At 50.2% G+C, this 12765-nt stretch carries 14 protein-coding genes; 7 read left to right on the top strand and 7 right to left on the bottom strand.

What is annotated here, in order from left to right; all coding sequences use genetic code 11:
* Positions 1–22: 22 nt before the first annotated feature.
* Positions 23–349, bottom strand: coding sequence for a DUF5615 family PIN-like protein (locus tag VGN67_RS11090; RefSeq protein ID WP_327486892.1), 327 nt, complete (start codon positions 347–349; stop codon positions 23–25).
* Positions 346–564, bottom strand: a complete 219-nt coding sequence (locus VGN67_RS11085) for a DUF433 domain-containing protein (protein WP_327486891.1) — start codon at positions 562–564, stop codon at positions 346–348. Before VGN67_RS11085 ends, VGN67_RS11090 begins: the two co-directional genes overlap by 4 nt.
* Positions 565–784: 220 nt before the next feature.
* Here VGN67_RS11085 and VGN67_RS11080 point away from each other — a divergent pair, with 220 nt between their 5' ends.
* Positions 785–1033, top strand: coding sequence for a hypothetical protein (locus VGN67_RS11080; RefSeq protein ID WP_327486890.1), 249 nt, complete (start codon positions 785–787; stop codon positions 1031–1033).
* Positions 1034–1077: 44 nt separating this feature from the next.
* On the opposite strand, the gene VGN67_RS11075 is transcribed toward VGN67_RS11080, so the two are convergent.
* Positions 1078–1872, bottom strand: coding sequence for a hypothetical protein (locus tag VGN67_RS11075; RefSeq protein WP_327486889.1), 795 nt, complete (start codon positions 1870–1872; stop codon positions 1078–1080).
* Positions 1873–2297: 425 nt separating this feature from the next.
* Between VGN67_RS11075 and VGN67_RS11070 the strand changes: the two genes are divergently transcribed.
* Positions 2298–3188, top strand: coding sequence for a sensor histidine kinase (locus tag VGN67_RS11070; RefSeq protein WP_327486888.1), 891 nt, complete (start codon positions 2298–2300; stop codon positions 3186–3188).
* Positions 3188–3895, top strand: coding sequence for a LytTR family DNA-binding domain-containing protein (locus tag VGN67_RS11065; RefSeq protein WP_327486887.1), 708 nt, complete (start codon positions 3188–3190; stop codon positions 3893–3895). Before VGN67_RS11070 ends, VGN67_RS11065 begins: the two co-directional genes overlap by 1 nt.
* Before the next feature lie 37 nt (positions 3896–3932).
* On the opposite strand, the gene bioB is transcribed toward VGN67_RS11065, so the two are convergent.
* Entirely contained in the window at positions 3933–4922 is a 990-nt protein-coding gene (gene bioB, locus VGN67_RS11060; RefSeq protein ID WP_327486886.1) for a biotin synthase BioB, read from the bottom strand.
* A gap of 170 nt (positions 4923–5092) precedes the next feature.
* On the opposite strand from bioB, the gene VGN67_RS11055 reads away from it, so the two are divergent.
* The 4 genes from VGN67_RS11055 to VGN67_RS11045 all read left to right on the top strand — a co-directional run bounded on the left by VGN67_RS11055 (position 5093) and on the right by VGN67_RS11045 (position 8140).
* The gene (locus VGN67_RS11055) at positions 5093–5539 is read left to right on the top strand and encodes a hypothetical protein (protein ID WP_327486885.1); all 447 of its coding nucleotides are present in this window, start codon (positions 5093–5095) and stop codon (positions 5537–5539) included.
* A 57-nt stretch (positions 5540–5596) separates the two neighbouring features.
* Complete coding sequence (locus VGN67_RS11050) at positions 5597–5824, top strand: DUF433 domain-containing protein (protein ID WP_327486884.1); 228 nt, start codon at positions 5597–5599, stop codon at positions 5822–5824.
* Complete coding sequence (locus VGN67_RS24530) at positions 5821–6189, top strand: DUF5615 family PIN-like protein (RefSeq protein WP_414717307.1); 369 nt, start codon at positions 5821–5823, stop codon at positions 6187–6189. Before VGN67_RS11050 ends, VGN67_RS24530 begins: the two co-directional genes overlap by 4 nt.
* Positions 6190–6307: 118 nt before the next feature.
* Complete coding sequence (locus VGN67_RS11045; RefSeq protein WP_327486883.1) at positions 6308–8140, top strand: ABC transporter ATP-binding protein; 1833 nt, start codon at positions 6308–6310, stop codon at positions 8138–8140.
* Positions 8141–8246: 106 nt separating this feature from the next.
* Here the strand turns inward: VGN67_RS11045 and VGN67_RS11040 are convergent, their stop codons facing one another.
* The 3 genes from VGN67_RS11040 to VGN67_RS11030 all read right to left on the bottom strand — a co-directional run bounded on the left by VGN67_RS11040 (position 8247) and on the right by VGN67_RS11030 (position 12630).
* Entirely contained in the window at positions 8247–8615 is a 369-nt protein-coding gene (locus VGN67_RS11040; protein WP_327486882.1) for a YccF domain-containing protein, read from the bottom strand.
* Between the two features lie 117 nt (positions 8616–8732).
* Positions 8733–10694, bottom strand: coding sequence for a c-type cytochrome (locus VGN67_RS11035; RefSeq protein ID WP_327486881.1), 1962 nt, complete (start codon positions 10692–10694; stop codon positions 8733–8735).
* Positions 10695–10788: 94 nt separating this feature from the next.
* Positions 10789–12630, bottom strand: a complete 1842-nt coding sequence (locus VGN67_RS11030) for a family 16 glycoside hydrolase (protein ID WP_327486880.1) — start codon at positions 12628–12630, stop codon at positions 10789–10791.
* Positions 12631–12765: the final 135 nt, after the last annotated feature.

The raw sequence follows: 12765 nt of genomic DNA, 5'->3' as shown, positions 1-12765 counted from the left end.
TCGTAACGCATAACTTGCCCTGCTATCTGACTATATAAACCTGATTTACAAGTTGTTTCTCAAGTAATTCGAATAGCCCAGGCAGGACCTCCTGTAATTGTGGAAGTATATTTCGATGAACATCAATAATCACAACGGGAAGAGGAAGAGCCGAAAGATTTTGTTGATACGGCAGATTTTTATCTACACAGACGAAGACATCAAACTGATGTTCGGAGGCTAATTTAAGTAGTTGTCCGTTCTTTGCTCCGTTCCACTCCATGTCGCGCACCGTGTAGACTTCAAAGGGTGTACCTGTAAAGAACTTTTTGAAACGAACATCAATATTTTCGTCCAGAAGTACCTTCATTTGGAGGTTACTTCATAGAGCAGAGTAGCCGCCAGCTCGATAGCCGCTTCGGCTTGCTCTCTGCTTACAGTGGGGTAGCCCTCCAAAAAGTCTTCCAGTGAGCTGTATTCCAGGTAGTCAAAAAGGGTTTTGACTGCTACTCGAGTACCTTTGAACACAGGTGTTCCTCCCAGAATTTCCCTGTCTACTACGATTATATCTTTTGCCGAGATCATATTTTTCACATGCTTGTCTAAAACTTAACAAATTTTATCAAAAAAAGTACCTGCCTGGCGTATTTGTTCTTTAAAATGTCTCACAGATACCAAGGCCCCTCAACCACTGACCTCCGATACCCATTGTTTGATTTTCGTAAGTAATGCTTTGAAATCTGTTCTTCCCTGAGGTACTCCATCCGCTACTTTTGCATCAGTAAAGTTCTAATCAAACAAGCTGATGAAAAAGCAGGTAGGTGGAGGTTCCGCTGTGGTGAGTAAAGTGCTAGGTGTTGTAATGCTGCTGTGCAGCCTGACGCAGATTACGTTTGCCCATGATACCGATAGTACCCTAACGGACAGCCTAAAAACCACTATCCTAAAAGCTCCCGAAGGTACCGGTGGAATAGACCATCTATCGGGCGCGGTCACCGTGACTAATCATGAGCTTCATGGGGTCAGTAGGGGACCGGCTGGAAATCCGGCCTAAAACAGGGCAGTTAGGTTGAACGTCGCCTGGTGCTTTTTAGATTTTCACATACTGGTGTTAAGTGGGGATAAGCTACCGTTTTTGCCTTCCTGCTTTTTTGCTGACCGCTCAAGCTCGCCCCCACCCGAGGGAGCCTCCATTTCGTACGTCCGGTGATCCTTTCTTTTCACCTGGTAGATGAACGACCTGTCGTTGATTCTGACCGTGAGTTGGATGGTACCTTGGGTACTATTGGAGATATCTAACCACTTACGGTAGTGGTCAAGATAGGTAAACTCCTCGTACAGCGATAGCCCCGTTTCGTCCCTCAAAGATACCTTATAACGTAGCCCTTCGGGGTTATTCACCGCGAGGTAGATCTTGCCGGTCGGATTGATGTAGGCGAAAACCAAAGGAGGTGTCACGGCAGTATTGCGGGAGGTGTCAGGGCGCGACATTCTGCTGTCTGCCTCATTTCGGACCAGCACGGTAGGAAGCGGTTGGATCGTGATTCGGGAAGCAACCAGGTTCTTCGCCATTAGTTTGGCTAAGAGCCGGTCTAAATATCTCCTATTTCTTGCCGTCAGTTTTACCCATTTTTCGGGCCATGTCTCTTCATACAGTAGTTCATCCGTAGGGGTAAAAAATCGAATGGAGGTGCTTCGGTCCACGATATTCGTTTCGAGTCGCCAGTAGCCCCGGGCCTGTTCGGTTGCGGTAAGATTTTTATTCGCTACTTCCCAGGATTGGGCCCGAAGTGGTGTGGCGGCAAGAAGCCAGAGTAAAACGGTTATTCCCGCTAGAAAAATTACTGTATAACTCCCGGGAGTGAATATTCGAGATTGGGTAGGTCGTAACATGTCTGGTGGGTTTGATGAAATAAATGGAGGATTATTCCCTAGGCAAATAAAGGGTCGAATCCTATACCATGCAGGCAATTTAGACTAACGACCAGTTTATGCTTCCACACAACATTCAGCACCCATTCAGGGTAGTTGGTCGGTTAATTCTGTCATTGGACGAGTTTTTCGTCCGTTAAGGGGTGAAGTTGGGTAGTTGGGCTAATTTCGGTGACGAAGAGAGAAAGTAAATGTATATTAGTGTCTACATGGTAAAGAGATTTCAGACAATATTTAGTTTTGGTGTGCTCAAATCTCATCGGGATATATGGGTGCATGGCATTTTCTGGGTAGGTTATTTTCTATTCGAGTGGCTCAATTCTGGGGCCCACCGGGATAGTTATCAGAACAGTTTTATCTCCATTACGTTACACCTCCCCCTCATAATGGTGGCAGGCTATTGGCATCTGTTGGTTACAGTTCGATTTTTTCTTTTTCCCGGCCGTTTGCTTGGATTTTGGGGTAGTTTGCTAGGTGGCCTGCTTGTATTCGGGATAGTGCGTCGCGCCATTAATTATATTTGGCTCTACCCCCTTTACTATCAAATTGTATTGCTCAAACCTTTTTGGTATTGGCCTAAAATCCTGGCCGATACGATGCAGCTGCACTTGGTGGTAGCCCTCTTTGTCGTGGTCTCACTGATTCGTCACGCCCAGCGGCAGCAGCAACTCAGCGAGACCTATCGCCGCGAAAAACTCGCCGCCGAGTACCGCCTGCTTCAGTCGCAAGTCCAACCCCATTTTCTATTCAACACACTCAATAATTTGGTTTCTGTTTCAATGCACCAGCCGGATAAAATGCCAAACCTCCTGCTGCGGCTGGCCGAACTGTTTAGCTACCAACTGTACGAAAGCAACCGTCCCACAGTATCGGTTGCCAAAGAAATCACATACCTAACGGATTATATTGCCCTGGAACAGATTCGTTATTCTGATCGGTTGGAAGTGATAACTAACTTCGGGGAGCTGGACAACCTAAAAGATCTGATGATTCCACCTATGCTCCTTTTGCCCTTCGTGGAGAACGCCTTCAAGCACGGAGCTGCCCAGTCGGAAGGCTCTTGCTGGATCCAATTACACCTGTCACTAATGGAGAACCGACTGATTTTTACGGTGGAGAACTCCCTGCCTGATGATCCGGCGCGACCGGCAGCCCAAGGCTTGGGGCTGTCCAACCTAAGGAAACGGCTTGACATCCTGTTTCCTGGCATGTATAAATTAAAAACACTTTCGGAAGAAGGTCAATTTTTGGCTGTTCTAAAATTCAATGTTAACTGATGGCTATTCGTTGCTTTGTATTGGATGATGAACCCCTTGCCACCGCCTTACTGGCCAGCCACATCGGCCGGTTGCCGGACATGGACCTGATCGGCGTATCCCATAATCCGACCCAGGCTTTGAAGATTCTACAGCAAAATCAGGTCGATGTGCTTTTCCTGGATATCCAGATGCCCCGCCTGACGGGCTTCGAATTACTGCGCCCTTTGGGCTACCGGCCAAAAGTGATCTTCACGACAGCATTTCGGGAATATGCACTCGACAGCTATGAGTTCGATGCAGTGGATTTTCTGATAAAGCCTATTTCTTTTGAGCGTTTCCTGCACTCGGTAGGTAAAATCTACCGATTCCTGCCCACATCTGAACCAGATCCTTCCCACTCCCTCAAAACTGGGAAAGCCTACCAATACTTTAAAGTCAACAAGGAAATGGTTAAAATCTTCCTCGAAGACATTCTTTGGATTGAGGGGATGAAGGATTACGTCAAGATACACACATTGTCGGGTACTCTGGTGTCTTATCTGCGGATCAGTTATCTGGAAGAAAAACTGCCCTCTGAGCAGTTCCTACGGATTCACAAATCCTTTATTGTGTCCCTGGATCATGTACAGGCGGTTAGCGCCACCTATTTCCGAATCCATGGCATCGAACTGCCCATTGGGCGCAGCTACAAAGCAATAATCGAGGAGGTACTTCAACGAAAATGACAGGAATCTCAAACATGATCCGGGCCGCATGGCCTTGCTACCATTCCTGCACGAGAGTTAAATCTACTTCCTTATCCTTAAAAGCCTGGCGTGGCCGGATGTTCAGCGTCTGGAACATCATAGCGTCGAAGTCGGACTCATTGTTAGGCGTGGTCAGGAGCTTATCACCCGAGAAGATAGAGTTGGCTCCCGCCAGGAAGCAAAGCGCCTGCTCCTCCATGTTCATGTACACGCGACCTGCCGAAAGGCGCACCATGGCCTTAGGCATCAGGATACGGGCCGTCGCAATCATCCGGATCATATCCCATACCGGTACCCGTTCCTGGTCTTCAAGTGGGGTACCTTCTACCGCCACCAGGGCATTGACCGGTACCGACTCCGGATGCTCAGGCAGGGTAGCCAGGGTATACAGCATACCCATGCGGTCATCGTGGGTTTCACCCATTCCGATAATTCCCCCCGAACAAACTGAAATTTTAGCACTACGCACGTTTTCCAGCGTTTCCAGCCGGTCCCTGTAGGTACGGGTGGTGATGATGTCGTCGTAAAATTCCTCGCTGGTGTCGAGGTTATGGTTATAGGCGTAAAGGCCTGCTTCTTTCAGCTTTTGGGCCTGGGTATCGGTAAGCATTCCCAGGGTACAGCATACTTCCATGCCCAGCGCGTTTACCCCCTTTACCATGTCAAGTACCTTGTCGAAGTCGCGGTTGTCGCGCACTTCGCGCCAGGCGGCTCCCATGCAGAAGCGGGTACTTCCGGCCTCCCTGGCCCGCTGCGCGTGCTGTAGTACTTCCTGCACGTCCATGAGCTTATGGGCGTTTACACCCGTGTTGTACCGGGCCGCCTGCGGGCAGTAGGCACAGTCTTCGGGGCAGCCGCCCGTTTTGACCGATAGCAGCGTACACACCTGCACTTCCGCCGGGTCGTGGTGGGAGCGGTGGGTCTGGGCGGCTCTAAAAATAAGATCCAGTAAGGGGGTGTGATAAATAGCTTTTACTTCCTCCGGAGTCCAGTCGTTTCTGATCATAATCCTGACTTCTGTTACTATTTTTATTAATCTGGTATACTTAATGATGCCGAAATATACAAAAGCCTCCGCTTATCGTTTACTAAAAAACAAGTCTTCTGGTTTGACCACTTTTCTTGGCTGCCCCTGACCGCTGGTTTTTATTAGTTGATATTTAACCCATTGTTGTTATGAAAATTTTTCTAACGTGTTTGATAACCGCCGGTACCTTTATTTTTTCCTGCAATAAAAAAGATGAATCCGCTTCTCCCCTGGCTTATTCAGACAGTATGGATGGTAAGTACCGGGGAATCAAAATATTTTCGAATAGCCAACAGGGAAACAGCGCTCCGGGCGACACGGTGAAAGTTTCCTTAACGATCACCAAACAGACCAATAGTAGTTTTGGGATAAAGGGAATTGTACCTACCGAACAAATAGTTACGGCTCAACTTGGCAGCCAGAACCGCTTCAGCTACGACCGGGGCGTGGGCGAAGACCAGTGCGGCCTCACTACCATGACCGGCGAGGGGTACTTCCGGGGCGACAGCCTCTACATTACCGAAACCATACAGTGTACTTCCAGCGCTTCCAACTTCGTACGTACCATCCGGATCAAAGCGGTGAAAGCCAGGTGAGGAATCAGGAACTGAAAATAAAATTTTTACTACTTTTGGTAAAATCCTATCCTTATAATGAATCTAATATCCAGAATAACTATTGATAGTAACATCTGCCACGGTAAGCCCTGTATTAGAGGGATGCGCTGGCCGGTAGCGGTATTGCTCGATATGCTGGGAGCAGGGATGACTGAAGAGGAGATTCTGGAAGATCATCCGGAGCTGGAACGGGAGGATATTCTGGCCTGCCTGCAGTTTGCCAGTAAAACTGTAGCCGGAAAATCGTTTCCTCTGGCTGCATGAAGATACTATGTGACGTACACATTGCTTTTCGAATTGTACGTTTTTTTCAAAAAAAAGGTATCGAGGCAATTCATGTAAATGAACTTCCTGACTCATATTTTACAACTGATAAGGCTATTTGTGAATTTGCTGATAAGCATGGATATGTTGTACTAACAAAAGATGCTGATTTTCTTGATTCTCATTTATTACAATCGAGTCCCTTACGCCTTTTAAAGGTAAATTTAGGAAATATACCTACGTCCCGGCTACTGGATATATTTGAAAATAACTGGCCCATCGTGCATGAGTTATTTAAGACTACAAAAGGATGCATTGAGATATATGAGAGTAAATTCATTCTTCATAACGATAGCCCAGAGTAGCTTTTCCTATACTTTTTCCATAAATAATCTCTATTCAACACTTCCTCCGGCAGACTTACCTCCAAGAACTTTTTCTGCCTAAGAATGATTTCAATATAAACCCGAAGTCATTCCTGTATTGAAACCTCCGCCACCCGCCCAGCCCGCCGATAATCAAACGTTACGCAAGCGCTTTTCGGCCTTGCAAAACCTTCCGCGTTTTTTCCGGCTGGTATGGAATACGAGTCAATCGCTCACCGTTGGGAATATCCTGTTTCGGCTGCTTAAGTCGGCTATACCCCTAGCGGTACTTTACGTGGGCAAGGAGATTATTGACGAGGTAATCCGACTGCTGGATACCCCCTTGGGCTCGCAAAGGTACCTCTGGACTCTGGTAGCGGTGGAACTGGGACTGGCCGTGATTTCTGACCTGCTGAATCGCGCTATTAACCTCTGCGATAGCCTGCTGGGCGACCTTCTGGCGAATAAAACCTCCGTGGACCTGGTACACCACGCGGCCAAACTGGATCTGTACCAGTTTGAAAACCCGGTGTTTTATGATAAGTTGGAACGGGCCCGCCGACAAACTACCAGCCGTACGGTATTGCTGTCGCAGACGCTCTCCCAGATTCAGGACATCATCACGCTGCTCCTGCTAGGGGTGGGACTCATTGCCTTTAACCCCTGGCTGATCCTGATCCTGATTGTGGCCGTAATCCCCTCCTTCCTGGGCGAAACCCACTTCAACGAACGTACCTACTCCCTCACCCGCAGCTGGACACCCGAACGCCGTGAACTAGACTACCTGCGCTACATCGGGGCCAGCGCCGAAACGGCCAAGGAAGTCAAAGTATTTGGTCTGGAAAATTACCTCACCGAGCGTTTCAAAACGCTGTCGGACAAGTACTACCACGAAAACCGTAAAATTGCCATCGGAAGGGCTGTGTGGGGGTACCTGCTGGCGGTACTGGGTACGCTGGCCTACTACGCAGCCTTTGTGTTTGTGCTCATGCAGACGCTCGGCGGGCTCATCACCGTCGGTACCATGACCTTCCTGGCGGGGTCGTTTCAGCGGATGCACGGGATGCTGCAGGGTATCATGAGCCGTTTTTCGAGCATTGCCGAAAGTGCGCTGTACCTGCAGGACCTGTTTGATTTTTTTGAAATAATACCTACTATCGGCGCCAACGCCACGGGATTGAAGGTACCCCGCCCCATTCAGAAAGGCTTTACGTTTGAAGGAGTCAGCTTTAAATACCCCGACAGTGAGGTGTGGGCGGTCCGGAACCTGTCGTTTACGCTAAAGCCGGACGAAAAGCTGGCGCTGGTGGGAGAAAACGGCGCGGGCAAAACTACCCTCGTGAAGCTGCTGGCCCGCCTCTACGAACCCACCGAAGGTCGCATCCTGCTCGACGGCCGGGACCTGGCCGAGTACCAGCTCTCGGACCTGCGGGCCAACATCGGCATTATATTTCAGGACTATATCCGCTACGAAATGACCGTCGCCGAAAACATCGCCGTGGGTGATATTGAGCGCCGTAACGAAGAGGTACTGATCGAGGATGCCGCCCGCAAGAGCCTGGCGCAGGAGGTAGTGGACCGCCTGCCGGACCGGTTTCAGCAGGTACTGGGGAAGCGCTTCAAGAAAGGACAGGAGCTATCGGGCGGACAGTGGCAGAAGGTGGCGCTGGCCCGGGCCTATATGCGCGACGCCCAGCTTGTGGTACTCGACGAGCCTACCTCCGCCCTCGACGCCCGCGCCGAGCACGAGGTTTTTCAGCGCTTCAGTACGTTGATTAAAGGAAAAATGGCGGTACTCATCTCCCACCGCTTCTCCACCGTCCGGATGGCCGACCGGATTCTTTTTTTGGAAAATGGTCAGCTACTGGAGTACGGCTCCCACCACGAGCTACTGGAGCTGGATGGCAAGTACGCCGAGCTGTTCAACCTGCAGGCGCTGGGGTACCAGTAGATCTTTTTATTTTAACCACAAAGTAGCACAGAGGTCACAGCGTTTACATTCACTCTTTTCAACTCTGTGCCAAAACTCCCTTACCTCTGTGGTTAAAAAATAAGGTTTATACTATCTCCTTCCCAAAAGGCGTAAAGGAAAGGCTCATGAGCTTGAAATGCTGTTTGGCAAAGGGGATTCCGATAATAGTAATAGCCAGTAAGATACCGAACACCAGGTGCGTGAGCGCGATCCAGATGCCTCCTACCACAATCCAGATAATATTAAACAGCGTAGAGAGGCAGCCGGTACTGCCGGGTACTTCCCGCACCTCCCGGCCGAAGGGAAACAGGCTGAGCATACCAATCTTGAAGCACTGGATGCCGAAAGGAATACCAATAATGGTCAGGCAAAGTACCAGGCCGGAAATCATGTACTCAATAAAGACCAGCAGACCGCCGAAGATGAGCCAGATAATATTGCCGAGTAGGTTCATGGTAGTGTGTTAAGGATTTATAGCCTGAAAAGTACTCTTTTTCAAAATATCATCAAAAAAGAAGCAGTGCCAGGTTTTACCAGCACTGCTTCTTTACCAAGACTTTGTCTCTCCGGATTACTTACTCAGCGAGTTAATCCAGGCGGCTATTTTCATGGCGTCCGCTTTGGGTACCTGTGGCATGGCCGCCATGGGCGTAGCGTATTCAGGCCAGTTGGATGGTTCCGGCTTATAAATCAGCTCCACGATTCTCTCGTTCGAGTACTTGCGTTTGGCTACATCGGTATAGGCCGGTCCTACTACTTTTTTGTCAATGGCGTGGCAGGCCAGGCAGGTGTTCCGCTGCAACAAAGGCTGCACTTCTTCGTAAGTAGGTACCTTGGCCGTTGCTACTGCAGTGGCAGGCTGGTTCTTTGCATCGGGTGATACCCGCTCGGTAGCAGTTCCCGTGGTAGCGGCCCCCGTGGCAGCGGCCACCGTGGCGTTGCCAGTCCGGCTGGTTTTCAGCTCCGATACTTTCAGCTTTTCCCCATCGGGAATATTGTTGAGGGTATAGTAGGCCGAAGGATGCACCAGCGAATAGTAGTTATTGGCCGCCCGGATACCACTCAGGTCGAGGTGGTGAACATAGTACTGACGCAGTCCGTCCAGTACGATCCGTACCGTCTTGCCATCTTCCGACACCTTCACCCCTTTGATGGGTACCGCTTCGGTATTGATCGGAGGACTACCGTATACCGCGTGGTGCTTATAGATATAGCTGCTGATGTTGTACGAATTCAGGTTTTCCGCCGACTTACGATCAACGGGCAGGGTGAAGTTCACTTCAAATCCATCGGGCATGGCTTTTACCGTGTACATTTCGAAGGGCATCTTGCCGTTCCATACCAGGCGCTGCAGGCCCTGATTGGCGTCACCGGCGGAGCCCCAACCGCGGTTGGTTTCGCCTACGAACAGGGAACCGTCCTTGGCGTACGACATACGCAGTACACCCGACTGGAAACCACTCCGGAATTCAATGGCGGCACCCTGGTACTCGCCTTTTACTTTTTCCAGTACTACCCGCATAATCTTACTCTGTCCCTGGTCGCCCACAAAAAACTGCCTGGCAAATGGTCCGAAGCCGCCTTTAGTGTCATCTTTGATAATTTCGGCGGTTGATACGCCATGAATACCGTAGGGAAGCCAAACGGCCGGTAGCTGTACGGTTTCCGGATATTTTTCCTTCAGCTGGTACAGGTAACGGGGGTTCTTATCGTCAGGATTATTCTCCGGCTTGATGTAGCGGCCGTTGGCATCTTTTACCTGCTGGTTGTCCAGCTCGGCAAAGAACTGCTTTTCGGTCAGCTTCACGGGTGAGCCCGGCTCACCGGCCCAGCGAAGACCCGCCGGGTGGCCCATAAAGCTCCCTTTCTTTACGTGCCAGATGCCGCCGGACCCCATCCAGTCGCCCTGGTTATCGGTATAAAACAGCTCGCCGTCCAGCATGCTGATACCCGCGGGCGAGCGTACACCCGTGGCGTAGGGCTCGTACTTGCCCTCGGGAGTAATCCGGAAAATCCAGCCCCGGCTGGGTACGCGGCTTTCGCCCCGCCACCACTCTTCGTTGCCAAAAGCCACGTTGCCACTTACAAAGAAACTGCCGTCGGGCGCTATTTTGGGTCCAAAGGAGTACTCATGGTAGTGTCCCGATACAGGCCAGGCGTATACGGTTTCGTAGATATCGGCCCGGCCATCGCCGTCCTTATCAATCAGTTTGGTAAGCTCACCGCGCTGAGAGCAGTAAAGGGCACCATCTTTCCAGGCCAGTCCCAGGATTTCGTGCAGACCGGACGCAAACTTCCGGAAGTAAGGCGAACGACTGGTTGGGTTTTCCATGATCCAGACTTCGCCCCGGCGGGTAGAAATCCCCATCGAACCATTGGGCAAAGTGGTCAGTCCACCTACTTCCAGGATAATACCTTCCGGTATGGAGGGGGTAAGGATCTTGTAAAAATCTTCTTCCTTGGGCGATTCCTGCGCGTACAGTACCGACAGGCTCGCCAGCAGCATACAGGTTATTTGAATGATTCTTTTCATGCTTTTTGTATAGTAGTGGCCCCTCTTTACCGGAGAAGCCGGAATACTTTAGGATTAGTTAAATACGATTTTTTCCTGAATTGGCTCCTGATTCCTAGAAAAGAATAGAGTAACGAACCTCACCTTTGTCGGTCGGGAGCAGGAGTTCCTGGCGACCATCCTTTTTCCTGATTACGGGCTCAGTACCTTTATCTGCCAGCTGGATATAGTAGGACTTGCCATCAATAGCATATAGCCCTTCCGAAACCTTTTCAATGGTTTTTGCTTCGGCCAAACGTGCCATCAATCCACTGATAGGCCGGGACAATTTGACTTCCCGCTCAAAGTGTTTGTTGTCAATCACAGTGGTTTTGTCAGAAATGGAGGTGCCGAATGCCTCGTATTTAAAGGTGGGAACATTGTTCGCATCCAGTTCATACCCCCTGGGGCGGTACCCAATACCCGCCGTATCGGACGGCCAGTTGGCTTGTCCGGCTACTTTGGCCAGAAAGGGAGCCGTTGACAGAGAAGTTACGCTGCCCCGGGGCCGGGAAGATCCATCACCCCGGTTGTTCCACATGGGAGTAGCATCCAGAAACTCCCCGCGCCACACCTGAAACACCGCCCCCTTATCCAGATCGTAGGTATAATGCAGGTTGGAAGGGCTTCCCACCGATACGGAGTGCACTACCCGCTGACGCTTACCGTCGGCATTGCGTACATCCATAAAGCTGCGCAGTACGGTATTGACCGGCGAAGCGACCAGTATAGGATCGGCCGGGCTACCGGCCAGAGCTGACCCCTGGGTATGGTGGGCAACCTCCCGGAAGCCCGGACCCGTTACCCAAAGACCCAGCACCGGCTTCATATAGCCTTCACGCTTATTCAGATACAGCTCTACTTTATGGTCACCGGCGGTTAGCTTGGTGGTACCTTCCCGAAACTCGTTCGCATTCTTCCGCTCATTGGGCAATACTGATTTCCCGTCAATTTTCAGGTAGCTGTTGCCCGAAGCCTGCATTTTAAAAATATACTCGCCCGCCGTAGGAGCCTTGTAGGTACCATTGTACACCAGCACGTAGTTGTTGGGCTCTTTCAGCACCTCCCAGCTAAGGGCCTCTCCTGTACCGGTTTCGGCCACTTTCAGGGTGGCGGGGTCCAGATCCTGCGAATAGTTGCCGTAGTAGGTTTTGTAGTTAAGTCCAGTGAGTATACCCGGCTTTTTATCAAAGTTATTGACCACGATATTCCGGATGGCCAGCGAGCCGTGGTCTCCCTGAATCCGAAGCGGACCCATGGGTACATCGGCCGACATAGCGCCCCGGGTAGGTCCGCTCACCTCGACGTTTTCGTGAATGGTAATGCCGTTCACCTCTACTTTCAGAAATACCGCGTTGGCGATTTTCTTACCGGCCTGGTCAAAGCGCGGAGCCTGGTAGGAAATTTTGATGTGCTGCCACAGGCCGGGGGCTTTGGCTACATTCAGGCGGGGCGCGTAGCCCTCGTATCCTTTTTGTCCTTCGGGCTTTGAATCGTCCCAACGCTCGTAGATACCGCCCAGGTCATTGTACTTGGCGGAATTCTTTCCCCAGCTATCGAAGAGCTGAATCTCGTAATTGCCCTGCAGGTATATACCCGAGTTAGAGCCTTTTGCCAGCAGAAAATCCATTTCAATATCCAGATCCCCGTGCTTGAAATTGGTAAGCAATTCATAATTGGCACCGTAAGTACCCTGCTTATGAATACAGGCCAGTACCCCTTTACCCGGACTGGTATTCAGTACGTTTACCTGAGAAATTTCCACGGAGGCATCGCCTACTATTCGCCAGTTATCGCTTTGCGTGCGAAAGGCGCTCATGTCCGTAAGCGGGATAGGCTGGGCAACTGCCTGGATACCGGCACAGGCTATCAAAGCCGTCAGGGCCGCTCCCAGGACGATTCTATTACATCGTAGCATCTTTGTTTGAAATAGTTGATTAGTGATTATGAGATTTAAAATTACAATATTCTCCTTTCAAATTGGTAGTTTTGATGATTAGAATGTATAAAGCGGCCGCTTTTGCTGAATGAAGATACAATCCCTAAATAATTA

The organism is Telluribacter sp., from assembly GCF_035998675.1.
GTDB lineage: Bacteria > Bacteroidota > Bacteroidia > Cytophagales > Spirosomataceae > Telluribacter.
This window is presented reverse-complemented; position numbering and strand designations above follow the sequence as displayed.